Source organism: Paraburkholderia phenazinium (assembly GCF_900100735.1).
GTDB lineage: Bacteria > Pseudomonadota > Gammaproteobacteria > Burkholderiales > Burkholderiaceae > Paraburkholderia > Paraburkholderia phenazinia.
Genome location: NZ_FNCJ01000001.1, coordinates 403,522 through 428,465 on the forward strand (window position 1 = coordinate 403,522; position 24,944 = coordinate 428,465).

General features: G+C 62.8%; 28 protein-coding genes. 13 read left to right on the forward strand and 15 right to left on the reverse strand.

Annotated elements, in window-relative coordinates; genetic code table 11:
* Positions 1 to 198: 198 nt before the first annotated feature.
* Positions 199 to 1,395 (forward strand): tyrosine-type recombinase/integrase, encoded by a 1,197-nt coding sequence (locus BLQ92_RS01845; RefSeq protein WP_090681028.1) that lies wholly within the window; start codon positions 199 to 201, stop codon positions 1,393 to 1,395.
* A gap of 413 nt (positions 1,396 to 1,808) precedes the next feature.
* Here the strand turns inward: BLQ92_RS01845 and BLQ92_RS01850 are convergent, their stop codons facing one another.
* Positions 1,809 to 2,117: a DUF4148 domain-containing protein gene (locus tag BLQ92_RS01850; RefSeq protein ID WP_090681032.1), complete on the reverse strand. Its 309-nt coding sequence runs from the start codon at positions 2,115 to 2,117 to the stop codon at positions 1,809 to 1,811.
* A 547-nt stretch (positions 2,118 to 2,664) separates the two neighbouring features.
* Between BLQ92_RS01850 and BLQ92_RS41040 the strand changes: the two genes are divergently transcribed.
* Positions 2,665 to 2,790 (forward strand): hypothetical protein, encoded by a 126-nt coding sequence (locus BLQ92_RS41040; RefSeq protein ID WP_279607874.1) that lies wholly within the window; start codon positions 2,665 to 2,667, stop codon positions 2,788 to 2,790.
* Between the two features lie 6 nt (positions 2,791 to 2,796).
* Here BLQ92_RS41040 and BLQ92_RS39805 read toward each other — a convergent pair whose 3' ends face one another.
* Complete coding sequence (locus BLQ92_RS39805) at positions 2,797 to 2,955, reverse strand: hypothetical protein (RefSeq protein ID WP_175771959.1); 159 nt, start codon at positions 2,953 to 2,955, stop codon at positions 2,797 to 2,799.
* A 409-nt stretch (positions 2,956 to 3,364) separates the two neighbouring features.
* Between BLQ92_RS39805 and BLQ92_RS39810 the strand changes: the two genes are divergently transcribed.
* Positions 3,365 to 3,538: a hypothetical protein gene (locus BLQ92_RS39810; RefSeq protein ID WP_175771958.1), complete on the forward strand. Its 174-nt coding sequence runs from the start codon at positions 3,365 to 3,367 to the stop codon at positions 3,536 to 3,538.
* Between the two features lie 70 nt (positions 3,539 to 3,608).
* On the opposite strand, the gene BLQ92_RS01855 is transcribed toward BLQ92_RS39810, so the two are convergent.
* Together BLQ92_RS01855 and BLQ92_RS01860 are read right to left on the reverse strand one after the other, a co-directional pair.
* Positions 3,609 to 3,809: a hypothetical protein gene (locus tag BLQ92_RS01855; protein WP_090681035.1), complete on the reverse strand. Its 201-nt coding sequence runs from the start codon at positions 3,807 to 3,809 to the stop codon at positions 3,609 to 3,611.
* Between the two features lie 137 nt (positions 3,810 to 3,946).
* Positions 3,947 to 4,303 (reverse strand): ecotin precursor, encoded by a 357-nt coding sequence (locus BLQ92_RS01860; RefSeq protein ID WP_090681038.1) that lies wholly within the window; start codon positions 4,301 to 4,303, stop codon positions 3,947 to 3,949.
* A 320-nt stretch (positions 4,304 to 4,623) separates the two neighbouring features.
* Here BLQ92_RS01860 and BLQ92_RS01865 point away from each other — a divergent pair, with 320 nt between their 5' ends.
* Positions 4,624 to 5,055: an HIT family protein gene (locus BLQ92_RS01865; protein ID WP_090681040.1), complete on the forward strand. Its 432-nt coding sequence runs from the start codon at positions 4,624 to 4,626 to the stop codon at positions 5,053 to 5,055.
* Between the two features lie 27 nt (positions 5,056 to 5,082).
* Here the strand turns inward: BLQ92_RS01865 and BLQ92_RS39815 are convergent, their stop codons facing one another.
* On the reverse strand, positions 5,083 to 5,247 hold the full coding sequence (locus tag BLQ92_RS39815; RefSeq protein ID WP_175771947.1) for a hypothetical protein: 165 nt from the start codon (positions 5,245 to 5,247) through the stop codon (positions 5,083 to 5,085).
* 317 nt (positions 5,248 to 5,564) lie between these two features.
* Between BLQ92_RS39815 and speG the strand changes: the two genes are divergently transcribed.
* The 3 genes from speG (at position 5,565) to BLQ92_RS01880 (ending at position 8,209) form a co-directional block, all read left to right on the forward strand.
* The gene (gene speG / locus BLQ92_RS01870; RefSeq protein WP_090681043.1) at positions 5,565 to 6,107 is read left to right on the forward strand and encodes a spermidine N1-acetyltransferase; all 543 of its coding nucleotides are present in this window, start codon (positions 5,565 to 5,567) and stop codon (positions 6,105 to 6,107) included.
* Between the two features lie 458 nt (positions 6,108 to 6,565).
* Positions 6,566 to 6,907, forward strand: coding sequence for a surface attachment protein Sap1 (sap1, locus tag BLQ92_RS01875; protein ID WP_090681046.1), 342 nt, complete (start codon positions 6,566 to 6,568; stop codon positions 6,905 to 6,907).
* A gap of 747 nt (positions 6,908 to 7,654) precedes the next feature.
* Positions 7,655 to 8,209 carry a YaeQ family protein gene (locus tag BLQ92_RS01880; RefSeq protein WP_090681048.1) on the forward strand — a complete coding sequence of 185 codons (555 nt, stop codon included), beginning with the start codon at positions 7,655 to 7,657 and terminating at the stop codon, positions 8,207 to 8,209.
* Between the two features lie 80 nt (positions 8,210 to 8,289).
* Here the strand turns inward: BLQ92_RS01880 and BLQ92_RS01885 are convergent, their stop codons facing one another.
* Entirely contained in the window at positions 8,290 to 8,715 is a 426-nt protein-coding gene (locus tag BLQ92_RS01885) for a VOC family protein (RefSeq protein ID WP_090681051.1), read from the reverse strand.
* A 460-nt stretch (positions 8,716 to 9,175) separates the two neighbouring features.
* On the opposite strand from BLQ92_RS01885, the gene ada reads away from it, so the two are divergent.
* The 4 genes from ada to BLQ92_RS01905 all read left to right on the forward strand — a co-directional run bounded on the left by ada (position 9,176) and on the right by BLQ92_RS01905 (position 13,640).
* The gene (gene ada, locus BLQ92_RS01890; protein WP_090681054.1) at positions 9,176 to 10,273 is read left to right on the forward strand and encodes a bifunctional DNA-binding transcriptional regulator/O6-methylguanine-DNA methyltransferase Ada; all 1,098 of its coding nucleotides are present in this window, start codon (positions 9,176 to 9,178) and stop codon (positions 10,271 to 10,273) included.
* Positions 10,270 to 11,214: a DNA-3-methyladenine glycosylase family protein gene (locus tag BLQ92_RS01895; protein ID WP_090681056.1), complete on the forward strand. Its 945-nt coding sequence runs from the start codon at positions 10,270 to 10,272 to the stop codon at positions 11,212 to 11,214. The genes ada and BLQ92_RS01895 overlap by 4 nt, the downstream gene beginning before the upstream one ends.
* A gap of 192 nt (positions 11,215 to 11,406) precedes the next feature.
* Positions 11,407 to 13,023 carry a glutamate--cysteine ligase gene (gene gshA / locus BLQ92_RS01900; protein WP_090681863.1) on the forward strand — a complete coding sequence of 539 codons (1,617 nt, stop codon included), beginning with the start codon at positions 11,407 to 11,409 and terminating at the stop codon, positions 13,021 to 13,023.
* Positions 13,024 to 13,139: 116 nt separating this feature from the next.
* Complete coding sequence (locus BLQ92_RS01905; RefSeq protein ID WP_090681059.1) at positions 13,140 to 13,640, forward strand: hypothetical protein; 501 nt, start codon at positions 13,140 to 13,142, stop codon at positions 13,638 to 13,640.
* A gap of 72 nt (positions 13,641 to 13,712) precedes the next feature.
* Here BLQ92_RS01905 and BLQ92_RS01910 read toward each other — a convergent pair whose 3' ends face one another.
* Entirely contained in the window at positions 13,713 to 15,275 is a 1,563-nt protein-coding gene (locus BLQ92_RS01910) for a DHA2 family efflux MFS transporter permease subunit (protein WP_090681061.1), read from the reverse strand.
* A 153-nt stretch (positions 15,276 to 15,428) separates the two neighbouring features.
* A complete protein-coding gene (locus BLQ92_RS01915) occupies positions 15,429 to 15,962 on the reverse strand; it encodes a MarR family winged helix-turn-helix transcriptional regulator (protein WP_090681064.1) in 534 nt (177 codons plus the stop codon).
* A gap of 287 nt (positions 15,963 to 16,249) precedes the next feature.
* Here BLQ92_RS01915 and BLQ92_RS01920 point away from each other — a divergent pair, with 287 nt between their 5' ends.
* Both BLQ92_RS01920 and BLQ92_RS01925 read left to right on the forward strand, forming a co-directional pair.
* On the forward strand, positions 16,250 to 16,633 hold the full coding sequence (locus tag BLQ92_RS01920; protein ID WP_090681066.1) for a hypothetical protein: 384 nt from the start codon (positions 16,250 to 16,252) through the stop codon (positions 16,631 to 16,633).
* Between the two features lie 259 nt (positions 16,634 to 16,892).
* Positions 16,893 to 18,533: an efflux transporter outer membrane subunit gene (locus BLQ92_RS01925; protein WP_090681069.1), complete on the forward strand. Its 1,641-nt coding sequence runs from the start codon at positions 16,893 to 16,895 to the stop codon at positions 18,531 to 18,533.
* A 196-nt stretch (positions 18,534 to 18,729) separates the two neighbouring features.
* Here the strand turns inward: BLQ92_RS01925 and BLQ92_RS01930 are convergent, their stop codons facing one another.
* From BLQ92_RS01930 to BLQ92_RS01960, 7 genes are all read right to left on the reverse strand, one after another.
* On the reverse strand, positions 18,730 to 19,509 hold the full coding sequence (locus BLQ92_RS01930) for a type II secretion system protein N (protein WP_090681072.1): 780 nt from the start codon (positions 19,507 to 19,509) through the stop codon (positions 18,730 to 18,732).
* Positions 19,510 to 19,534: 25 nt separating this feature from the next.
* Positions 19,535 to 20,038 (reverse strand): type II secretion system protein GspM, encoded by a 504-nt coding sequence (gene gspM / locus BLQ92_RS01935; RefSeq protein WP_090681077.1) that lies wholly within the window; start codon positions 20,036 to 20,038, stop codon positions 19,535 to 19,537.
* The gene (gspL, locus tag BLQ92_RS01940; RefSeq protein WP_090681080.1) at positions 20,035 to 21,420 is read right to left on the reverse strand and encodes a type II secretion system protein GspL; all 1,386 of its coding nucleotides are present in this window, start codon (positions 21,418 to 21,420) and stop codon (positions 20,035 to 20,037) included. The genes gspM and gspL overlap by 4 nt, the downstream gene beginning before the upstream one ends.
* A 28-nt stretch (positions 21,421 to 21,448) precedes the next feature.
* Complete coding sequence (gene gspK / locus BLQ92_RS01945; protein WP_244106053.1) at positions 21,449 to 22,489, reverse strand: type II secretion system minor pseudopilin GspK; 1,041 nt, start codon at positions 22,487 to 22,489, stop codon at positions 21,449 to 21,451.
* 768 nt (positions 22,490 to 23,257) lie between these two features.
* Positions 23,258 to 23,935 (reverse strand): PulJ/GspJ family protein, encoded by a 678-nt coding sequence (locus BLQ92_RS01950; RefSeq protein ID WP_090681083.1) that lies wholly within the window; start codon positions 23,933 to 23,935, stop codon positions 23,258 to 23,260.
* On the reverse strand, positions 23,913 to 24,332 hold the full coding sequence (gene gspI, locus BLQ92_RS01955; protein WP_244106016.1) for a type II secretion system minor pseudopilin GspI: 420 nt from the start codon (positions 24,330 to 24,332) through the stop codon (positions 23,913 to 23,915). Before gspI ends, BLQ92_RS01950 begins: the two co-directional genes overlap by 23 nt.
* 1 nt (position 24,333) lies before the next feature.
* A complete protein-coding gene (locus BLQ92_RS01960; RefSeq protein WP_090681868.1) occupies positions 24,334 to 24,909 on the reverse strand; it encodes a GspH/FimT family pseudopilin in 576 nt (191 codons plus the stop codon).
* Positions 24,910 to 24,944: the final 35 nt, after the last annotated feature.

Here is a 24,944-nt window from a genome sequence, read left to right on the forward strand (position 1 = left end):
TGGGTGAATTTTGCTAGGTTATATATCAAAAGGTAAGCAGCCGCCGCCAATCCGTTACGAAAATCCAGAACACCCCGTATTTTACGGAATGGATTGGTCGTATGTCGCTATACTTCCAAGCTTGTCCAAACCTCATTGGTTGGTACACAGAGCCGTATTTTCGCAATTTCAAATGCTCTGTGTACCAACAATCCAGGCATGCCCAAACGAGTCCCGCCTCTCACCGAAACCCAGATCCGCGCCATGGAACCCCGCGCCACCCGCTACTGCGTCGCGGACGGCAACGGACTGATCCTGGAGGTCATGCCGACCGGCAACAAGGTGTGGCGGTTTCGCTATACGCTCGAAGGCAAGCGGCAACCGCTCACAACCATTGGGGACTACAAACGAATTTCGCTGCGAGTCGCGCGTGAGCGTGCGCGTAAATACGCCGAGATGGTCACGACGGGCGTATCGCCGGCGGCGACCGCACGACGCGATCGCGGCGCGGAAAAACGCGTCGACCTGTTGCGCGACGCGGCCGAGCTGTATATGACGGCGGCGATGACGAGCAAGTCCGACGAATACCAGCGCACGACGCGGCGCGCGCTCGACAAGGACGTGCTGCGGGCGATCGGCAACAAGCCGATCGGCGCGGTAACGTCCGACGATATCCTCGCCATTTGCGAACGGATCAAGTCACGCGGCTCGCCCAAGATGGCGCTGCATACACGCAATGTGGCCAAGCGGCTCTACGAATTCCTGATCGCGCGGCAACTCGCCAGCCACAATCCGGCGGCCGTCGTCCCGGCACGTTTCATCGCCACGCCGGACAGCCGCACCCGCGTGCTCACCGCAGAGGAGCTCGGCACCACGCTGCGCGCGATCGACGCCTCGCGTATCCGCCGGCCACTAAAGCTCGCTTTGCACCTCCTCGTCCTGACCATGGTCCGCAAGTCCGAACTGATCGAAGCGACCTGGACCGAATTCGACCTCAAGGCGGCCCTGTGGAAAATCCCCGCCGCACGCATGAAAAACGGCCGCGAGCATGAAGTGTATTTACCGCGCCAGGCGGTAGCGATGCTGCGCGAGTTACGCGAGACCAAAAGCAGCCGGACTTTCGTGTTTCCGACGGTCCGAGGCGAGGATCGTCCCATCGCAAAGAGCACGCTGAATCAGGCCGTCAAAGCGCTCGGACTCGAGGTGGAGCACTTTGTTTTGCACGACTTCAGACGGACGGCGCAGGCGCATTTACAGACGATGGGCCAACCGGCTGACGCCATCGAGATGGCTCTGGCTCGCATGCCCAAAGAGAGCGCAACGGAGATGGCAGATCTGAGCGCTGTGCAGCGGAGCGTGTTGCAGCACTGGGCGGATTTTGTCGAAGCGCAGATCGCACCCGTCGGCGTTGATTGAAGCCTGTTTTTGGTACACAGGTTTATATCGACGCCCGTGCAATTCCTAACAGACAATAAAGAGAAGTATTTTTGCAAGGTTACGTAGCACAGATGTATCTGCGGCGAACCCCTCCAACCCTCAGGCATTCCCATTTGGCTGGCTGACCCGCAGCGGTCGACCACAACGACCGCCCTAACCCACGCCAACCGTCCCCACACGCAAGCCGCGGGAAAAAGCGCCCAGGCAGAAGCGCTGGGCTAATCCACCGGACCGTCGAGTCCGTTGGAGGAGGTATCGATTCATACAAAACCGGCCCGCGCGTAAGCGGGCCGGCTCCGTCAATACAGGTCGCGCGCAGTCACTACGCGCTCAGCGTTCGATGCCCTGACGCGGGACGCTCTTCACATCCCGCTCGGACACGGCAGCACGCCTCAAGGATGGCTATACATCGCGTTCCAGTCGGCGGCCGACACCCGACCACGCCCCGACTCCGACTCGCCGCTCACCACGCCACCGTAACCGCTTGCCGCGCCGTTCTGCGCGGCAATGCGCGCTTCCGCAGCCTGCACGGCCACAGGGTAATGGGTGTCGTCGTCGCCCGTACGATAGCCGGCCTTTTCGAGCTGGACGAGTTCGGCACGGACCTGCGCACGGGTAACCGGCGCATTCGATTGGGCAAACGACAAGGCGGGAGCAGCCAACGCAGCGGCAACGACAACAGCTTGGATCAGCGATTTCATGATGACTTACCTCGAGAATCTGTTCTTGTCCTGCTACGAACACCCTTGTTCGTAATCAGTGACGACAGTCTAGGTAAGTAGGCACTTAAGATTAAGCACCTCGCCTGGAAGGGATTGTTATCAAATTAGGTGTAAACCCTAGTGAAACGATTCGCGGCACCCATGTTCATCGCGCGACCGTTAGCCATCCAGAACAATTCATCTCACGCCAGATTGCTTGGCGCAGACGACGCAATTAACAACCAATGCAGTCTGATTCCGACAAATCACAGAATGCTGCGGCGCTCGGGGCGCATCCTCATTGGCGATGGCTTAGAGTCAGTCCCGTGCGTGATCCCCCGCGCATGTAGTACCGTTTTCGGGCCGCCGATTTGGCGGCCTTTTTGTTTCCGTCCTTCGCGGCCTATGCCCAGCGTCGTTTCCGCCGAGGATTCCCGCGTGTTTTGCCACAAGCCACGTCACCGGCAAATTCAACCGTCGTACTTTGCCTGCCCTCTTTCTGGCCGCCTAAACTTCAAGCAAGGTTGCATGCTTGAGGGAGGCAGCCATGACCGAGTCAATGCTAGCGATTTCGATGGCCGCCATCCTGATCGTGTTCGGCACCGCCATACGGGCGACCCATATCAACCGGGATCGGCTGATCAAATGGTTCGAGAAGCACAACATCCGCTGATCGCGCTCAGTGCCTCGGACGGGTGAAATCGTACAGGCGATGCCCGTGCATGGCGCGAATCATCCGCTGTCGCAAATGCTCGCGCCGGTAGTGTCCGATCACGAAAAGCGCCGCAATCAGCAGCACCGAGAAGCCCATCGCGACACCCACTGTCATCTCGTCCATGGCGGCCCCTTGTCGGTTAGCCCGTGAGATTCATCTTAGATTGCCGCTGACGCTTTTAACAGGCGAATGTCCAATTACCAGGACATTGACGAAAACAGCGGTCCAGCCCCCTCGGAAGTCGACGCACCCGATCCTTGCGCACGCAAAAGAAAGCCCGCACGTGGCGGGCCAAGGAATACTGCGGACTTCTCACACGTGCTATCCGGGGACCGGCGTAGCGCAGACGCATCGTCGCCTGGTCCGGCGCACGCGAATGTGCGAAAGCAGACCAAGATTCCGCTGAAGTTTGGCGATTTTATGCTGGCCGGCAGGCGCGAACCGGTGTCAGTTAAAACCCTGCTTTCGCGCGGCAATCGCCTAAAATAAAACGGTAAACGGTGCGGCGCTCGCGAGCTCGACGGAGGGTCTCATGAATGAATCGGTAATGGCTTATTTGCTGGGTCCACTCGTCATGGTGGTGGTGGGAGCCGCGTTATGGGCCGTTTCACATTACCGTCGCGATGGCGATCACAGCGACCAGAGCGGGCATCGAGAACGCTGGCTCGATACGCATCACGTGGACTGGATGCGGCACCGGCACTGAGGCACGGCGCGCAGGCGGGCAGACCCAACTCGCGTTGGGCAAGCGGCCTGAGGTCTGAAAAGCCTACGATCTATCGGCTGGCGAGGATGCGCATGACATCGCGCGCAAAATCCTCGTCCGCAGTCTCCCAATCGGGTGAGCCGACTGCGTAATCGACCGGATTTCTCTTTCCCTGAGCCTTGCGGATGGCTGCGATGCTCAGCGCGAGTGCTCGCGCTTCGAGATACTGCGAATCCTCGGGCCCGAAAGGGATAAATCGTTCGTTGTTCATTGCCAGGATGACGGCCTGTTGTGCGCAAACTTTAGTGCCCAGGCGCGACGCGCGGGCCAAACCAATAGAGTAAACGTACTACGAGGCGTCTGCCGCATCCACTCGGCACCGCTCACGCCTCATGTACGTCACATCCCTTACCAGCCCGGCGGCGGAGGCGGGGCATATCCATACGGCCCCGCCGGGGCCGGTGCGCAGGCGACGTATGCCCCTCGGTACTGGTCATAGCAGTATCCCGGCGGCGGCCCGGCGTACACTGGCGCCGGTTGGTACACCGGTGCCTGATAAACGACCGGCGCCTGATACACGGGCGCATAAGCTGGCGCCTGCTGATACACGACAGCCGGCGCGGGGCTCAGCGCCGAGCTGACGACTGCCCCGAGCACCGCTCCGCCGATCAGCGCGCCAACCACGTCCGCCCCGTTGTGAGCCGAGGCTTGACCGGCGACGGCCAGGCCACCGACCATCAATACCGCTGCCGCTATCTTTCGCATTTTTATTCCGCCATGGGGCTATGTAAGCACATGCAGCGGATTGTGAGCGCGAAAGACAGATACAGATGATGCAAGTGGTAACTGGACGTTACCGGCGTAAGCCGCGGCAAGCACCGCCGCGTGGCCGGCCGGCGCCTGTGCCGCACCGCCCGCTTGCGGCCGGCAAGCACTCGCATCATGATCCTGCTTTGAAAAATCCGCTGTGTGCCGATGCAAAGACTGCATGGTCATGAGCGACCGCGGTGACGCCACCCGTCACACAACTACACGCAACTAGACGCAACTGCACGCACGACGAACCGCCCAACTCGAGGAGCGCCATGAAATACGACAAGAGCAACCCATTCGCGAGAATTTTGCGCGGTGAACTACCGTGCATCAAGGTCGCAGAAACGGATGACACGCTGGCCTTCATGGACCTGATGCCACAGGCGGACGGGCATGTGCTGGTGGTGCCGAAAGAAGCCGCCGCCGAAATTTTCGACCTCTCCGACGCAGCGACCGTGGCATGCATGCGCACGACGCAGCGAATCGCCCTCGCGTTGCGCGAGGCGCTGCAACCGGATGGCATGTTTATCGGGCAGTTCAACGGTGCGGCGGCGGGACAAACCGTGGCGCACGTGCATTTTCACGTCATCCCGCGCTGGGACGGCGTGCCGTTGCGCATGCATGGGCGAGAAATGGCTGAGCAAGCAACGCTCGAAGGATTCGCGCAGCGCATCCGTGCCCAGCTCGGCGACGCAGCGCGTTAAAGACGCGCAACGTGCCATCAGGCGCGTTCAATGGCGATGCAAAAGACTGCGCAAAGGATGATGCCAGTCGATATGCCGCGGGTGGTCTTTCTGAGCGCGCAGGCGATGCTCCTGCCATAGCTCATCGGAGAAGAGGAATGCGACGATCAGCAGCGGCACGACCAGAAACGCGCCCAGTATCAGGTGCTCCATCACAGCATCCTCCTATCGCCTAAACCTTGATTGCATTGTAGCCGCACTCCGCGTGCCCGGAGTGTGTCCGCGCGCTCACAAGAATCCGGGGCCGATGTGCGACAACGCGCCGCCCTGCCTCTGGAAATCCCTTGCCACGCCTTGTTGCGCGAGCACTGCAGCACGGCGACACGGAACCCCTGGCGCGAACTCCTGAGCCCGGCACCGGACTAACCCTAACTCGCTGGATATCGCTGCGGCGCAGACATGCCAGGCATGTCGCATCGCTGTGACGAGTCCGGCGCAATCTAAAACCAATAATTCTCGAGGGGAATCCTATGACAATTGAACGCGATACCAGGCTGACCCTAAGGCCGCTGGAGCGCCACGATCTGCGCTTCGTCCATGAAGTGAACAACAACGCGAAGATCATGCGTTACTGGTTCGAAGAACCGTATGAAACCTTCTCCGAGCTGTCACAACTCTACGACCAGCACGTGCACGATCAGCGCGAACGCCGTTTCGTCGCCATCGACAATGAGGGTGAGACCGTCGGCCTCGTTGAGCTGATCGAACTCGACTACATCCACCGGCGCGGCGAATTCCAGATCATCATTGCGCCGCAGAGACAGGGCCGCGGCTACGCGGGCGTCGCCACCCGGCTCGCGATCGATTACGCATTTTCAGTGCTGAACCTGCGCAAGATCTATTTGATCGTCGACAAGACGAACGCTGCCGCGATTCACGTCTACGAGAAATGCGGCTTCAGGCATGAAGCCGAACTGATCGAAGAGTTTTTCGGCAATGGCAAGTACCACAATGCTTTGCGCATGTGCCTGTTCCAGCAGGAGTTCTTTGCCGCGAACCCGCGCAAAGACTAAGACACGTCGCCCGCCGCAACGGGCAAGCGCGTCGCCGTCCAAACGCATGTTGAGTGCCAGCAGACCTGGCACTCTTTTTATTCTGCATTTAACCCCTTATCCGCATCTTTTTGAATTATATGTGGAATGACTTTGTGTGCGCCGCATCAAGTCTGAGAATCTTCGTATTAAGTCGCTTAATTAGGGGTGCTGGTTTACTCGTATGCACCGCGCAGAGCGTTGTCAGTTAAAGCAGCGCGCACTATCCGACTTTAAGGAATCCGTCACAACGTGGCCTGTTAGCGCCATTTACATCCTCCAAATACCTCGCGACATCGGGTGCGACAATTCGCCACTGTTGCGAGCGCACACAAGATGTGCTTGTCGCCGGCCTGGTTTCTTCTAAAGTGCAAGATGCGGGTGTGATTTAGAAGTTAAATACATAGCTAACCTGAGCAATTACCCGCACGGAGGCACATATGAAAGCACAAGTCGCTATTCTTTTCGCCGTTGCGGGATTGGTAGCCGCGTCCGCGGTACAAGCCCAGGACAGCGTGATCAAGCCGCAGCAAACAATCCAGTTCAAGCCGAATGCATATGGCTGCCTGTCGAAGGATAAGCTCGACGCCGCCGATCAGCATGCGCAGGCCGGCGAGCAGCAGCAGATGCAGGAATTCTTCTCCGGCTATCAGTGCATTTCGACTCCCGAGAATTCGAGTTTCCGCGTCGTGCGCGTAGTCGGACATGATGTCGAATTCGTCAATGCGGGCAATAGCGACACCGAAGGCCTCTGGGCTAACGATCGATTCATCAAGCAATAAGCGCGCTACGATCGGGTTTTAAGCCCGGCTTGTGCGAGTGTCACGCTAAGGCCGTCAATCAGGCCCGGAGATGAATCTTTTGCGGGTAAAGGGTTTACGTTGGTGATCGAAGCCAATGAAAGCGGCTGGGCAAACGCCCGGCCGTTTCCTTTTCCGGGCTCTGCTTGCCGAACAAACTAATGCGGACTGCTATGCATTAGCATCGAGCCTCCCGTTGGGAAACCCGGGTGCCATTCACTGAGACCTCAGCCTCGGCGTGACCGAACTGTCCGCCTCCAACCAACAGGCTTGCCGCAACCTGTTGGAAAAACCGACACGCCCATTCCGTCATCACGTCGGCATCCTGACACTGCTCATCACCGTCCAATGATGCAGAATTGAGACGTTCCGTCCATCACGCACGCATCGACCCAAGCCGCCAATCGCGCCGTCAATCGCGGGAAAGCTTGCGCACAGCGGCCGCACGCGTGTAAGGTGCGGCCTTCGACTTCGCGATGGCACGTTAAATGCTCCGGATTGGCTGTAGATAGCAGCCAGGGCAGGCGACCATCGTGCATAACCGACCTCGCCATCTCACGGCTGCAGCCCGGCCGGCGCCGTTTCGCTGTCATCTTCATCTGGCAACGTTGCACCGGCCCCCGCAGCCCTGTGGAGGAGCGAGCGATGTACAAACAACACGGTAAGCGGCAACGAGCCGCCGATGATTCCTTTTCTGTTCGGTCCGCTGGTGCGGGCCCTTGGTGTGGCATGGCTATCAAATCGACGATTTACAAGGCGGAACTGCAGATTGCGGACATGGATCGGCACTATTACGCCGATCATGCACTGACGATCGCGCGCCATCCGTCGGAAACCGACGAACGCATGATGGTGCGCGTCGCGGCGTTCGCGCTGTTCGCCCAGGAGCGGCTGGAGTTCTGCAAAGGCCTGTCGGACGCCGACGAGCCCGACCTGTGGCAGAAGGACCTGACCGGTGCGATCGAAACATGGATCGAGGTCGGCCAGCCCGACGAGCGCCGCATCGCCAAAGCGAGCGGCCGCTCCAACGAGGTCGTGGTGATCGCCTACGGCGGCCGGACCTCCGAGATCTGGTGGCAGGGGATTCGCAACAAGGTGGACCGGCTGCGTAACGTCACGGTCTGGACGCTCGGCGAAGACGTCGGCGCCGCGCTCGGCAAGCTGGCCGAGCGGACCATGCGGCTGCAGTGCACGGTGCAGGACGGCGCGGCCTGGCTCGGCAGCGCCAATTCGGATCCGGTGCCGATCGAATGGACCGTGCTGAAGGCGCCGGCTAACGCGTGACACGGCCTGAAACGGCCTGACAGGGCGGGGCGGCGCGTGGCCCGCGCCTGCGTCAGCCCCTCACGCCACCCGTCAAGTCCCTACAGCGACGTTACCCGCGCCGCTTCCGGCGGCCCCTTCAGTTCGACCATATTGCCCTCCGGGTCGAACAGATACAGCGACGGCCCGAACCCATCCGCGCCATAGCGCACGCCCAGCTCGCCGGTCCGCACACCACGCTCGTGCAAATGCGCCTTGAGCGCCTCGCCGTCGAAGCCTTCGACTCGCAGGCACAGGTGATCCATATTGCGCCCCTCGCCAGGCGTGCCGCTGTCCGGCCGGTCAATCTTTGCGCCCACCTTCAATAAATCGATCAGCGAGCGTCCGGCGCGCAACTGGACGAGGCCGATCTCACGCTGCTCTTTTTCGACGCTGCAGCCGAGCACGTCGCAATAGAAACGAGTAATACCGTCGAGATCCGCCACCCGGATGACCACATGGTCAATCTCGCGAATATGGATTTTCATGAAAAGCGCCCCTTGGCCAGTTGTCGGTGCGATGACTGGGAATCACTGAAAGTGTAAGGGAAAGGTGTGACCGCTGTGGGATTGGGAAGCGAGGAGGGCGGAGGACGAAGGATAGAGACGCGGCCATTAAGAGCTCGACCAGCGCATGACCCGCAAAGACGGCACACCAATGAGCAAAAACGACGGGCAAAAAAAAGCCCGCTCTATGGGAGCAGGCTGAATCCATATCAGGAGGAGACATGGAGGAGACAGGAACTACTATACACACGGGGTTGGTGCGACGCAATAACTTTTTAAGGGAAAACCCGATAAGGTGGCGTTTTGTCGCATCCTTGTGGGAACCGACCCCGAAACCCCCGTCGCCACAAGGGCCGGGCAATGACAGAGCAAGAACCGGAGCGTAGTGTGTGGGCTTGCAAACTACATTGGTGACCATCGAAACCGTCTTTTCGAGGACATCATGAACCGCATCGTGACACCTGCCTGGTCTACCGACGCCGAACGCTGGGCCGCCGTGACCCAACGCGACCGGCACGCCGACGGCGCCTTTTTCTATGGCGTCAAAACCACCGGCGTGTTCTGCCGGCCATCGTGCGCCTCGCGTCAGCCGCGCCGCGAAAACGTCGATTTCTTCGCTACGCCGGACGCGGCCCGCAGCGCCGGCTACCGCGATTGCAAGCGCTGCCAGCCGGGCGGCCTGCCACGCGAGCTCGAAATCGTCAGGCGCGCCTGTGCCGCGTTAGACGCCGACCCGCAGCAACGCCTCACGCTCGCCCAATTGAGCGACGCCGTGCATGTGAGCCCGTTCCACCTGCAACGGCTCTTCAAGCGCGTGGTGGGGGTGTCGCCGCGCCAATATCAGGCCGCCCAGCGCGGCGCGGCGCTACGCGACGCACTCCAGCGCGGCACCGACGTGACGCGCGCCACCGTCGACGCCGGTTTCGGTTCGCCGTCGCGCATGTACGAATCCGCGCCGACCGAACTGGGCATGGCGCCGTCGGCCTACCGTCGCAAAGGCGCGGGCCTGACGGTCTATTACGCCAGCGCGCCGACCTCGCTTGGCTTCGTGCTGGTGGCCGCGACCGCCAAGGGCATCTGCAAGATCGGCTTCGGCGACGATGCCACCGCACTCGCAAGCGAATTGCACGGCGAGTTCGCCAATGCCGAACTGGTTGAGGACGCTGGCCGGCTCGCGCCGTTCATCGCCCAGGTCGACGCGTACCTGCACGGCACGCGTCAGCGCTTCGACCTGCCGCTCGATATCGCCACGACCGCGTTCCGTCAACGCGTCTGGGACGCCCTGCGGCGCATTCCATACGGCGAGACGCGCACCTATTCGGAGATCGCCGAGGCAGTCGGCTCGCCGCGCGCGGTGAGGGCCGTGGGGAGCGCCTGCGCGTCGAACCCGGTCGCGCTGGCGATCCCGTGTCATCGCGTCGTGCAAAAGAGCGGGTCGCTCGCCGGCTACCGCTGGGGCCTGCCGCGCAAAGCCGCGCTGCTCGAGGTCGAAGCACAACCCGCCGTCGCAACCACTCCTGATCTGGATCACGCCGCGTGAGCACCGCCACCGACCTCGCCATCCTTGAGCTGCCGTTCAAAGCACCGTTCGACTGGCCGCGCATCCTGCGGTTTTTTGCTGGCCGCGCCACGCCCGGCGTCGAAGCGGTGGAGGGCGGCGCCTACCGCCGCGCCATCGACTGGGCCGGCGACAGCGGCACCCTGACGGTGCGGCCGCACGCTCGCAAGCGCTGCCTCGTCGCCACCGTCGAAGGCCCGGCTGGGCAGCACGCCGAGGCGCTAAGCGCGCCGATTGCGCAAATGTTCGATCTCCACGCCGACCCGAAAGCGATCGGCGCGCACTTCGCCTCCGACCCGTGGCTCGCGCCGCTCGTCGAAGCCGCGCCGGGCCTGCGTGTGCCGGGCGCATGGTCGGCCTTCGAACTGGTGGTGCGGGCCATCGTCGGGCAGCAGGTCAGCGTGAAGGCCGCGACCACCATCATCGGCCGGTTGGTGCAGCGCGCCGGCCAGCGAATCGAAGATTATCCGCACGAGGGCACCGCCTGGCGCTTCCCAACACCCGCTGCGCTGGCGGCGGCGGACATGGCGCAGATCGGCATGCCGGGCAAGCGCGTCGCCGCCCTGCAAGGCGTTGCCGCGGCGGTGGCTAGCGGCGCGGTACCGCTCGACGCCCATACCGCCCGCACTGGCCGTACCGCCGGGACGGTAGACACCGACGCCTTGCGCGCCGCGCTGCTGGCTTTGCCCGGCATCGGCCCGTGGACTGTCGAATACGTGGCGATGCGCGCCTGGCGCGACGCCGACGCATGGCCCGCGTGGGACCTGGTGCTGATGCAGTCGATCGCATCGCGCGATCCCTCGCTGCAGCGGCCCACCCAGCAGCGCGTACGCACCGACGCATGGCGTCCGTGGCGTGCCTACGCGGCGATGCATCTGTGGAATGAAGTGGCGGACCGCGCAGGCGGCGCGCGCGGCGGATAGCTCGCCAGCGCCCGGCGCGGCATCTCCCGGCATCTCTCAAAAAGGCCGTCCGGCCGCGCCCGAGCAGGCCTCAAGCAGGGCTTCTGGCGAGATGTTAAAGTGCCCGCTACTGAAAATTCCGCCGGATGTTGTCGACCGCCCATCGCCTGACGTGAGCGGCACATGGCGGCCGACAACGTCCGACTCGCATCAATGCCAAACACAACCACTTCTCGCACGACCGACCTGCTTTCGCACCGCCTGTCCGTGCTGGCCTCCGGTGCGCAGCGCCATGCGCTGCTGACCGGCCTGCGCGGCATCGAAAGGGAAAGCCTGCGCGTCACGCCCGACGGCCAGCTCGCGCTCACGCCGCATCCGCGCGCGCTCGGATCGGCGCTCACGCATCCGTCGCTGACCACTGACTACTCGGAAGCGCTGATCGAACTGATCACGCCGGCTGAGCACGACGCCGCGATCACGCTCGAGAAACTCGATGAGTTGCACCGTTTCGTTTACGCAAAGCTCGGCGACGAGATCCTGTGGAACAACTCGATGCCGGGCCTGCTGCCCGCCACCGACGACGGCATTCCGATCGCGCAGTACGGTTCGTCGAACATCGGCAAGCTGAAGTACGTGTATCGCGTCGGCCTCGCGCTGCGCTATGGCCGCACGATGCAAACCATCGCCGGCATCCACTACAACTATTCGCTCAACGAAGAAGTGTGGCGCGTGCTGCATGCGGACCAGCAATCCACGGCGAGCGCGGTGGATTTCCAGTCCGAGCGCTATCTTGCGTTGATCCGCAATTTCCGCCGCACCAACTGGCTGCTGATGTATCTGTTTGGCGCCTCGCCGGCGCTCGACCGGCGTTTTCTGCGCGATCGCAAGCACACGCTCGAAACCTTCGATGCGGACACGCTGTATCGTCCGTATGCGACCAGCCTGCGCATGAGCGATCTCGGCTATTCGAACACCACCGCACAAGCGGCGCTGCACGCTGACTACGACACGCTGCCGGGCTACCTCGACGCGCTGGCCAAGGCCGTGAGCCAGCCCTATCCGCCGTACGAGGCAATCGGCACGCAACGCGACGGCGAGTGGGTGCAGATCAACACCAACGTGCTGCAGATCGAAAACGAGTTCTATTCGACGATCCGCCCGAAGCGCGTCACCTATCCGGGCGAGCGTCCGCTGCACGCGCTTGCCTCGCGTGGCGTGCAGTACGTCGAAGTGCGCTGCATGGATATCGACCCGTTCGAGCCGACCGGCATTGCGCTCGAAACCACTCGCTTTCTCGACGCCTACCTGCTGGTCTGCGCGTTCGAAGACAGCGCGCCGCTGCCGCCCGCCGCCTACTGCGAAGCCAATCAAAACTTCGGTCGCGTGACGATGGAAGGGCGCAAGCCCGGCCTCGAGCTGACGCGCGACGGCAAGCCGGTTGCAATGCATGACTGGGCCGAGGAGCTGTTCGCGAAGATCGAGATTGCAGCGAAAACGCTGGACACGCTGCATGGCAATGATATGCACATGCGCGCACTCGCCGCACAACGCGCGAAGCTCGCCGATGTTTCGCTGACGCCGTCGGCACGCGTGCTGCAAACGATGCGCGACAAGCAGCAGAGTTTCCTCGCCTTCGGTCTCGAACAGAGCGAAGCCCATGCAGCATATTTCCGCGCGCGGCCGCTCGACGCCGCCACCGAGCAGACCTTCACGGAGCTCGCTGCGCAATCGCTCGACGAACAGGAGCGGCTCGAGCGCGAAGAGGTCGGGTCTTTCGACGCCTTCGTTGCAGCGTATCGCGCCTACACGCTGAACCGCTTTAGCGTCTGAGGAAGGGGCGGCATGAAACGCCGCCCGCTCAAGCGTGTCCAACCCTTACACTGAATGACCGTCCGCGTGCAGGCCGCGCGCATCCGGTCGTCTCAACACAGGGAGGAAGCAAGGCGATGAAGAAAGCTCTATTGGCAACATTGTGTGTTCTCGCCGCCGCGGGCTGTTCGACGCAAGGGCAGGTGAATCCCGACGTCATGCAGATCGCCACCACGCCGCTGACGTGTGCGAATGCGAACGAATGCAGTCTCTGGTGGCAACGCGCCCAAACGTGGGTCGCGAACCATTCCAGCTATAAGATCGAGGCCGCCAACGATTCGCTGATCCAGACCGCTGGGCCGGATGGCGGCAAACGCGCGCTGGCTTATCAGATCACCAAAGCGCCGAACAGCGACGGCACCACGACCATCGGCTTCGCCGCGCATTGCGACAGCTCGCTCGGCTGCAAACCGAATCCATGGGAAGCCGGCGCTGATTTCAAGCAATTCGTGCGCAGCGGGGCGGCAAGTAGCGTCCCGCCGCAAGGCAATGAAGGAACTGCACCGACGACTCCGTCTCTGGAGGCCGCGCCGGCGCAGTCGATAGGCGCGCCTAGCGGAGTGCCGGTCACACAATAGCGGGTCTTGCGTAGCACGCAACATGCGCCGCGAGGCGGCGCTGCGGCTGCGGCACAGGGCGCGTGCCGCCGCTCAATGGCCCAGCGACGGTCCCGCCCCCTTGCGCGGCTTGGTGATCCACACCAGCCCGGCCAGCACGATAAAGCTGACGCACGAAATCCGGAAGAAGTCGTTGGTCGCCATCATGTACGCCTGTTGCGTCACGATCTGGTTCAGTTGCGCCGTCAGGCTTTGGCCAGCGAAGCCGAGGCTCGCCAACGAGTCGCTATAAGCGGTCGTGTTCGGCGCATAGGTGCTGACGGATTCCGTCAACACCGCGTGATGGTAGATCGTGTCGTTTTCCCAGTAGGTCGTGCTGATCGCCGTGCCGATTGCGCCCGAGAGCGTCCGGAAGAAGTTCGACAGACCCGACGCGCTCGCGAGACGCTCGTCGGACACGCTGGACAGCGTGATCGTGGTCATCGGCACGAAGAAGCAGGCCACGCCGATCCCCTGCACGATACGCGGCCAGATCACGTGATTGAACGGCACATCGAGCGTGAAGGTCGAGTTCCAGAACGACACGAACGCAAACACGATAAACGCGAAGCTCGCCACCATCCGCAGATTGAGGCGGTGCATGTTGCGGCCGATCATCGGCGAGAGCACCAGCGCCAGCAAGCCGACCGGCGCCGTCGCCAGACCCGCAAGGCCGGCCGTGTAGCCCATCACCGTCTGCAGCCACAGCGGGAAGATCACTACCGAGCCGAAGAACGCCATAAAGCCGAACGAGATGATCAGCACACCGAGCGCGAAGTTGCGGTCCTTGAAGAGCGACAGATCCACAACTGGCTCCTTCTCGGTCATCTCCCAGACCAGCATGAAGGCGATCGAAATCACCGCGATGATCGCCAGCGCGACGATGAACTTCGAGTTGAACCAGTCGCGGTCCTTGCCGAGGTCGAGCATCATCTGCAGGCACGACACGCCGCTCACCAGCAGCGCGAGGCCGATCGCGTCGATCCGTTGCTTGGTGGTCTTGGTCTCACGGCCGCGCAGCAGCACAAACGCACACGCCGCCGAAAACAGGCCGATCGGCACGTTAATGTAGAAGATCCACGGCCACGTGTAGTTGTCGGTGATCCAGCCGCCCATCACGGGCCCGAAGATCGGCGCGACGATCACCGTCATCGCCCATAGGCCGAGCGCGAGGCCACGCTTCTCCGGTGGATACGAGCGCATCAGGATGGTCTGCGAGAGCGGCACCATCGGTCCTGACACCAGCCCCTGAATCAGCCGGAAGGCGATCAGCGACTCGAAGTTCTGCGCAAAGCCGCACATCGCCGAAGCGATCGTGAAGAGCAGCACTGACAGCGTGAAGAGGCGCACCTCACCAACCCGGCGTGCGAGCCAGCCGGTCAGCGGCACGGCAATCGCGGAGGCGACCGAATACGACGAGATCACCCAGGTGCCCTGGCTAGTGGCGACGCCGAGGCTGCCCGAGATGGTGGGCACGGCGACGTTGGCGATCGACGTATCGAGCACTTCCATGAACGTGCCGAGCGCGAGGCCAATGGTGAGCAACGCGAGCGTGCCGCCGGCTAGCGGGGCAGGTTCGGCGGCGGGTGCGGCAACTGCGGGAGCCGTAGCGGCCATGATTTAATCTCCGATCCCATGTAACGCTGCCAGCAAAAGCTTGCCCGTGCATGCATATTTCACCATCAAACCGCATGGCTTACATGTTCCGGCACCTTCTGCCCAGACAGATATTTCCTTAAACATCGACGCTGGAATGACGCGTCTCGGGGGTTACGCCTCGCCGTCTTGCGGCGCCGGGGACTGCTCTGCTGCCGCACTGCTCGCGCAAGCTGTTAACTCGCATGATTCGCCACTGCCCGAGCCGTTCGCAATCAGGCGGCCAAGCAGGTTCGTCAGGGTCGCGACGTCCTCAGCGGTAAAACCTTGCAACTGCTCGTTCAGCACCGCCGAGCCCACGCGCGGCAATTGCTGGGCGACTTCTCGTCCGTGCGGCGTCAATTCGAGCTTGACCATACGGCGGTCGGCATCGCTACGCGTGCGGACAATAAAGCCTTTCTTTTCAAGACGATCGAGCATGCGCGTCATCGAACCGCTGTCGTACGACATGGCGCGCGACAGTTCGTACGGCGTATGTGCCCGCTCGCACGACAGCATCAGGATCACGCCAATCTGCTGCGTGGTCAGCCCCAAGGGCTTGACCGCGCGATCCATCCGCTCGACCAGCACATTGCGCGCTTTCGACAGGTAATAGCCAAGACTCGATTCGAGATGAATCTCGTCGGCGTTGTAGGGACCGTCTGTCATCGAAATTCGCTTTGATACTTCAGTTGACGCCTGAGTTGCCACAACAGGAAGCAGACCGAATTTTAGCTGCCTAAGCAGACAAGTCAATCTCGGGCTCCGCAGCCTGAACTGTCACGCTGTCGAAAAAACAACAAGGCAGGCTGCCATGGAGCGAAGTATCTTGAAATTTAATTGCATAGTCAATATTATTACAGGCAACGAGTTACGCGCCGCTGGCGCCACCCGAGACCATGTTCTGACCGCTTTGCCGCGCACCCTACCGGGAGGTGCGTAGAGGACCCCCCGTCATGCTGTACCTGAAAAACACCCTCGGCGGCCTGAGCCGCTCACTTCACGATTCCGCCGTCCAGTCCTTCCAAGGGCCCAACCGCTGGTGGAAACTGGCGCTGTACGTCGTCATGTTCGTGATACCGGGGGGATCGCTCGGGGTGTTGTTGCTGGCATGGATCGAGCACCGTCGTAATGGCCGCAAGGCCAAGCGGGGTTCGGTGGCAAGCGCTGTACCAGTGGTGGCGCTGCTCGCTAACACCGGCGCGGGAAAGATCCTGGCGCCCGGGGCGGCAACCGCACCGGGTTTGCCCACGGCCTGCCATGCCCGCGCTGACGCGCCGGCCTGCCGCGCCGCGGCCGGCAAGCAGGCTCGCCAGGCTAGCGCCGATTTGCGCGCCTAAGTTACCCGCCCAACTTACCCACCTACGTAACGGCACGTAACCGTCGCCGCCGCGCCAGTTACACACCCGCGGCGCGCGGCGCATTACCCTTTCAGTTTTCCGCGCCGTCGGCGCCGCGTACGCTACCATTCCGGATCGTCGCGACCTCCGCCTCGCATTGCCACCTGGCCATCAGGGCGGCCGCCCGCCGATCTTCACAAGACCCGTGGATCTCTGAGCCTGGGATCTTGCGTCGGCCGAATCGACAGGAATTCATTGCATGCAGTTTGACCGAAGCTCGCGCGCGCGAACCCTTGCACCGCGCGCCCTGACCCTTGCCGTCGCCGCGACGCTCGCCACCGTGCTGGCCGGTTGCGCGGTCGGCCCCGACTACAAGCAGCCCGCCACCGAGGTGCCGGCCGCCTATAAGGAAGCCGCGCCGGGCTGGAAGGTCGCGCAACCCGCGGATCAGCACGACCGCGGCGCGTGGTGGACGATCTACGACGACCCGCAGTTGAACGCGCTCGAAGACAAGCTGAACACCTCGAACCAGACCATCGCGCAATATGCGGCTGCGTACCGCCAGGCCCGCGCACTGGTCGGCGAAGCGCGCGCGGCGTATTTCCCGGTGATCAGCGGCTCGGCCGGGCTGACCCGCTCGGGCAACGGCTCGTCGGCGAGCCTCGCGAGCACCTCGGGGGGCACGCGCTCCAGCGTCAACAACAGCTACAACCTGCAACTCGACGCCAGTTGGGAGCCGGACCTGTGGGGCAAGGTGAGCCGCACGGTCAGCGCGCAGGAAGCGAGCCAGCAGGGCGCGGCCGCGACGCTCGCCAACGCGCGGCTATCGGCGCAGGGCACGCTCGCCCAGACCTATTTCTCGTTGCGCTCGCTCGACGCGATGCAGAAGTTGCTCGACGACACCGTCGTGGCCTACGAAAAGTCGCTGAAGCTCACGCAGAATCAGTACGCGCAAGGTGTGGCGGCTCGCTCCGACGTGATCCAGGCGCAAGCGCAGTTGCAATCGGCCCAGGCCGCCGCGATCGACAACGGCATCGCGCGCGCCCAGGACGAGCATGCGATCGCCGTGCTGGTTGGCGAACCGGCCTCCACGTTCTCGATTCCGGCGGCGCCGCTGACCGCCACGCCGCCCGCCGTTCCCGCCCAGATGCCGTCTGCGCTGCTCGAACGCCGGCCCGATATCGCAGCGGCCGAGCGCGCCGCCAAGGCCGCCAACGAGCAGATCGGCGTCGCGATCGCGGCGTTCTTCCCGTCGTTGACGCTGTCGGCCACCGGTGGCTTCCAGAGCTCGGTGCTGTCGCAACTGCTTACCGCACCGGCGCGCTTCTGGACGCTCGGGCCGCAACTCGCCGGCACGATCTTCGACGGCGGACTGCGCGAAGCGCAGACCAATGCGGCCCGCGCCGCCTACGACGAGGACGTGGCGGTCTACCGGCAAACCGTGCTGGCCGCGTTTCAGGACGTGGAGGACAACCTCGCCTCGCAACGAATTCTCGAACAGGAAATCGTCGTGCAGCAGCAGGCTGTCGCTTCCGCGCAGCAGGCGCTCGATATCGTCACGAATCAGTACAAGTCGGGCACCGTGGCTTACTTGAGCGTGCTGACGGCGCAAACCACGGCGTTCACCGCCGAGCAAAAACTTGCGAGTCTGGCGGGGCAGCGGATGGTGTCGTCGGTGGGCCTCGTGAAGGCGCTCGGCGGTGGCTGGGATGTCTCGCAGATGGCGCGGGAGACGGGCAGCGTGGCGGCGCCGGCGGCAGCAAGCGCAGGGGCGGGAGCAGGGGCGGTTCGTGCGACGACCTCCACACCAGCCGCCTCTAGCGGAGCGGGTTCAGCGGCCTTACCAGGTGCAGAAAAGGCCGCGGCGATCGAGCCGTCGCACCCACAGGGCAACGACTGAGCGTTTCGTTAGGCACCCGAAGCTCGCGGGCAAACAGCAGGCTGGCCTGCACGATATCTACAGACCCGCAAACGACAAAAGGGGCATCGCCGCGCTGCGGCCATGCCCCTTTTTCATGCCTTTTGCCGAGCGTTTGCCGCCCGAATCGCCAACCTCAACCGTGACGCCAGCCTCGCCTGCGTCGCCCCTATCACCCTCAATGAGCGAAGGTGAGCGTCACCGTATCCGGGCCGCTCGGCCGCCCAAGTAGATTCAGCAGGCCGGCGAGGTTATCGCGCTGTTCCGGAGCCGCGCTCGCCGTGCCGTTGAACGACGTAGCCGCACCGCCCAGCACACCGTGGCCATTCAACGTCAAAGGGCCTTTTAGCGTCGAGAGATCGATCGTCGAACTGTCGCCTTCCGCCTGCACCACCACCCGGTACGAACCCAGCGGCTTGACAAGCGAAACGCGCGAACTTGCATCGGTGAGCGTAACCGTCAGTTGCCCGAAGGACTGCTTGCCGAAACTACGCCAGTCGCTCCACGCGAGCCGCACGTCGCCTTGCAGGTCCAGTGTGTTGAACGGCGCCCCGAGACCGCTGAGCAACGACGCCGGCACGGCAATGGTCCCCTGCGACACCGTGGAACCGCGCCCGGTCGCATCGACCGTGATCGGGTCGGGCATCGCCTCGCTTTGCAGCATCGTCATCCGCACGCGGCCGGTGAAAAGCGGCCAGAACGCGGTATGCCATTCGATCCGGCCCGGCAGCAACGTCGCGGCGCTGGTATCCGAACCGGCGGCCAGCATCAGCGTGGCCGAGCCGTGCCACAGCGAGCCAGCCGGGTCGACCAGATTGACGTGACCGCCACTCGCCTTCGTGAAAACCGGCGTGATCCACGCCGCGGGTAACAGCACCAGCAATACGGTACCGCTCGATAACACCGCGACCAGCAGCCACGGCAGGGCAGCGCGTAAGCGCCGCATCCAGAAATTCATGCGAGGAGATCCTGTAACTGCAGCGTCATTTCGTGGTCGACGGCTGCAGCGATGCTGTCAGGTCGACCTGTCCGTCGTCTTTGAGCGCGGTGATGTGCGCCTCGGCGACCTGTACCTTGAACTGGCGCCGCACGTCATCGACCCAGGCCGTCCAGACAGGAAATGAAGCGTTCTTCAACTGGACCTGAACCGCATTGCCGATCAGCTCTACCTGCAGCGGCGTAAGGCCGTGGTCGGTGAGCGAAGCGGTGAGGGCGTCCTTGAGCGCGCCGCCGGTCGGCGCCACGCCTTGAGCCGCACCCGACAGACGGCGCGCTTCCTCGGCCTGGGCGGTCATCTGCGCGAGCTGACGCTGCATCGCCGGCAAGGTGTCACGCAAATGCGCGCGCCCGTCCTGGGCCGGAGCCCACAGGATCGACCACGCAATCACCACGCCCAAGGCCGCGCCGCCCCATGTCAGCAGGTTCTTCTCGCGCTCGGTGCGCCCGTCCCAGAATCCGGCCCATGTTTGAGCAAGTTCAGTTTTCATTGTCCGCTCCTGATGGTCCACTTGCCGGTATTGCTGTCGATCGCGCCGGCAAGGCCGTTACCTGACAGCCGCTGTGTGAGGCCGGCGTCGACCTTGATTTCGGGCTTGAAGGTCACATCGAGACGGTGATCGTGATAATCGAGCGCCGCGATCCCGTTGACCGGCACCGGCCCGAGCGAACGCGCGAGTCCGGCTGCGAGCGCGAGGAAATCGTCCGGCGAGAGCTCACCGGCCGCCACGCGCAACTGCTGCATCTGGCGCGACATCTGGTCAGGCGCGTCGAGCACGACGGTGGTTTTCGGGAAGGTGTTGAGCAACAACTCGGTCATCTGCGTGTTGATCGCGTCGCGTTGGCGCGCAAGCATCATCCATTGGACATTGGCGCCGATGATCGCGACCACCAGCGCGCCCGCGGCGAGCAGCACCGGCAGGCGCAGACGGCGCAGGCTGGCGCGGTCGAGACGCCACGGTTGCGCAGCGAACTCGAACTGGCAGAGGTCGAAACGGCATTCGAGCGCACGGCGAGCGAGCTTTTCGAACGGCAGCGGCTGCGCGCCCGCAATCTGGGCAGCGAGCTTCGCTTGCGCAGTCGAACCCATGCCGGGTTCGTTGCCCGGTACTTCGGAGAGCAGATAAAGCGTGACCGGCGCGGCGCCGGAGAGCGCCTCGAGGGTCGAATTGACGGCCGTCGCGGGCACGGCAAGCCCTTCACCCTGAACGCCGCGCGCAATCGCCAGTTCCACACGCGTGGTACTGGACTCCGGCGCCATCTCGAGCAGCAGGGCAGGTGCAGTGGAGATCACCGTACCGAGCACGGCTGCAACGACTGGCGCCGGCGGCTCGATCGGCAAACCGGCTGCGAGTTTGGCGGCCACGGCGGGCTTCAGCACGGCGGACGGTGTGTCTGCCTCGGCTTGCGCGAGCGCAGCGGCAGCGACTGACGGCGGTGGTAAACAACGCGTGACCGGCACGGCGCGGATGCTGCGATGACCGGCGGCGGTGAAGGCTTCGCAGATGAAGCGGAACCAGCCGCGATCGACGATGGCGAGCAGATGCCGGCCGTTGCCGAGCGGCTGCGGATCGAGTGCGATATGACAGGTCTGCGGATCCTGGATCAGTTGATCCTCGACGACATTCGGCAAGGCCTGGCGCAGCCGCGGTCCCTTCAGAGGGGGCAGGGTAGCGGGCATCATCAGGAGGTCGCGCGCGGCGACCATCAGGACCGTCGACGACGCGCGCGGCAGCAACGCGAGCGCGGAACGACCGGCGCGTTGCGTGCGGCCCGACTTGTCGAGCAACAGGAACGGCAATTCCGGCAGTTGCCATTCCTGCGATGGCACCGCCGGGTCACGCGGCGGCAAAAGGACGATCAGCGTGCTCAAAGGCCACTCTCTCCGGGAAAAGCGTTATTCATAGTTGATCTTGTACGCGCACGATGCGGGTGGTGTGCGTCAGCGCATCGCGATAGACGAGGGTCGTGCGATCCACTTCCGCGCGTTCGTGATCGACACGGCCATGGATGAAAAAGTAACTGGTATTGACGTCGAAGATACTCGGATCGATCACCGCTGACTGAATACCGACTGCGGTCAAAGCCAACTGTACGTCGCCGACGTTACGAAAGAACACGGTCTGGCGACGCGCGACGAGCGCTTGAGCGGAGGACAGATTCATCTCCGGCACGATGGCGGCGATCACTTCGGCTGGCGCGGTGTTCATGTTGACTGCCGTGGTGGTGGGCAGATAGGTCACGAACGGACGCAGCCGGGCGATCATTTCGGGCGTGAAGCCCGGTACGTCTAGCAATGAATCGACGCTGGTCATTTGCAGCGGGGCGATGTCGGGGTTGCTGTCGCTGTCGTCGATACCCGGTTTGTCGGTGAACGTGTTGCCGCCGATTGCGCCGCCCATGACGGGGGCGGTGGTACTGCTCGTTGTCCCGGTTTGTGTCTGGAAACGCGTGGCGGATTGGGCAAGGCTATCGCGGATCTGGACGGCGGCGGTTTTTGCCAACTGGCTGTTGAGGCTTAGCAGCATGAGCAGGCGCTGGAAGGCCTGGACTTGCTCCACGTTGACTTGCAGTACGCCTGGGGCCGGGCTTGAGACCAGGTTTCGTAGGTTGAATTTGCTTTGGGCGTCTTCGATCGAGCCCGATAAGTACGTGGCTGCGCCTTCGGAGGCGCGGACTTCGCCTATTTGGCCCAGGAAGTCGGATAGGCGGGTTTTGGCTATGGGGACGCCCCATACGCCCCCCAGGTATGTTATCCCGGCTGAGGTGTCGCCTTCTGATCTTAAGATTAGTCTTGTCCAGTCCAGGGCGCCTCTGGAGATCCATTGAGCCTGAGATAGCAGCCGCTGGTTTTCTATCCTTCGGATTTGCACCTGCTGGCGCCATAAGATGCCCGATACCAGGATCGCTGATAGGGCTACCACTAGCAGTGCGCTAATTATGGCTACGCCGGATTCGGTTTTGGCTTTTGGGTTTGATTTGCCTACGGCGTTTGGCGGTGTGCCTACGGCGTTGGCCTTTCCTTGCTTTCTTAGCGGTCTATTAGCTTCGCCCCTGTGCGGGGCGGCACTTACTTTCTTTGCCGCCGCAAAGAAAGTAAGCAAAGAAAGCGGGCTCACACCGCTAGCGAGTAGTGAGCCATCTTTGCCCTTGATCCGGAAACGGCCCAAGACAAGACCTGCCCTCGCATTTCCCTCGTTCGTGACACAGCGCTCATCCATCCCGCCCACGCACTCCGTGCGCGTCGGTTCGGCATAACCACTGGTGGTTTGCGAGGCGCGTTGTTTGTGCGCAGAGACGTGGGACTGCTCAGGCACGGAATGCGCTGTTGCTTCCCCCGCCTCTGACACACGAACAAAACCCACTGTGGGTTGTGTGGGGTGTTGTGCCTGACGGCGGGGCGCGAAGCGCGACGCTGGAGCGGATGACTGCTGTGTCACTGAGGCGAGTGGTGCGAGGGATGATCTTGTCTTCGGACCACTACCGGTAACGAACAGGGGTGGACACCTAAAAGTTAGCGGTGTGAGCGGCTTTCTTTTGCCTACTTTTCTTTGCCGCTGCAAAGAAAAGTAGGTGCCGCCCCGCACAGGGGCAACGCTAATAAACCAAAAGCAAAACAAGGAAAGGCCAAAGCAAAAGGCAAACAGACCCCCACCCTGCGCAGCAAGAAAGAAAGCAAACCCCGGCGGTAGCCAATCAAACAACACCCATCACTCTCCGACGAGAAAAACCCTGGTAACAGGCTGCGCGAGCGAAGTAGCCCCAACAATGACCTCAAGCCCCGTAACAGACCGCGGCAGCGGAGCACTCCCCAACTGGGGAACCTTGAGATTGTTGTCACTCTCAGTAATCGCGTCCTGCACATCCTTCATCTGCGTCGTCCACCCCACCTTCGGCACAAACAGCCGCGCAGTGATCGACCCAACACCCCCCATCAAAGGCACCGCACTCCAGCCCTCTCCCTCGCCGCCCCGCAGGGCCCCCCGCAACTCCCCAACATTGCCAAGCGGTGGCGATGCATACCGGATCACCCGGCCGTCAGCCACCCGATACCGCACCACCTGCAACCGCGGCGCCGTCTCCGGCAAATCCAGCTCGCGCACAATCTGCAGCACGTTGCCACTCACCGACACCGCCGCTTGCCCCGACTCGTCATCCGTCGCGGCATGTCGCACATCGATCCGCATCTGGTCGAACAACTGCGCAAACACGCGCTCGTCTTCCATCGCGTTCGTAATCGTCTGCCGTCCGCGGATGATCTGATCCAGGCCGCGCCACGACAACACCGCAATCACCGCCAGAATCGCTATCGCAACCAGTAGCTCGATCAGCGTAAAGCCACGCGTCGGCCGACGGCCGCGGCGCTCAGAGCGAACGGTTCGTTTCATTCGCCACCACCGTCACCATCTGCGCAAGATTGCCGGCGCGGCCCGGTGTCGTCACCAACACCTCAACCCGACGGAACACCGGATTCGGCGTCGCCGTCACCCGTTCCGTACAAAGCAACTGCAAATTCCCCTGCGAACAGTCGAAGCTGCTCGACCCCACATCCGGCCAGCTATGCGATAGCTTCAACTGCGCCAGCATGTTGTCCGCACTCCAGCCCGCTAACAGCCGCTGATGCAATTCGACTTCGCTGCTCGCCAGATTGCCCACCGCCCGCAACGATGCCGCCAATGCCACCGCAATAATCGCCAGCGCCACCAGCACTTCGATCATCGTGAAGCCGCGCTGCGTCCTGCCGCTCAGCCGGGCGCGCGCCATACACTCGGTCGGGCCGCTCATCTCAACGTACCTCATAGCGGCCATTGCCCGTACCCACGATGGTCGCCTGTCCCGCGGCGGAAAACAGCGTGACCTGCACCGGTGCGTCGATGCTCTCCGTGCCGAACACCACCCGCGACGGATGCACGTCCGAACCCGGATAGTCGATCGTCACGCTCGTCACGCCACCTTCCCAGCGGCGTGCTCCAAGCAGGTCGTCACGCAGCGGTCGCCAGCCGTCATCGGTATGCATATCGAAACGAAAGCCGCCGTCGTACGGCTGCCACGCGATAGGGCGCGCGCGTACCTGCGCTTCATCGCCAGCCGACTCGAACAGCAACGCCAGGCGTTGGGCTTCTTCATTCAGATCCGTGCGTGGGTTGCGCGTCATTGCCATCGAAGCCAGCGATACCAGCAGCCCGGCAATCACCAGCACCACCATCATCTCCAGCAACGTAAAGCCCATCTGACGCGCCGCGCGCCGGCTGCCGTTGTGCGTGGCCACCATGGGTTCGCGATGCGCGTCGCATGCCGACGCGTGCGGCGTCCTCGCCGCACGCGCTGTGGCAACACGAGACTGGCAATCGGGCAGGGACATGGTGCGGGTGCCGAGCGAGAGGGCGCGCAGAAGGC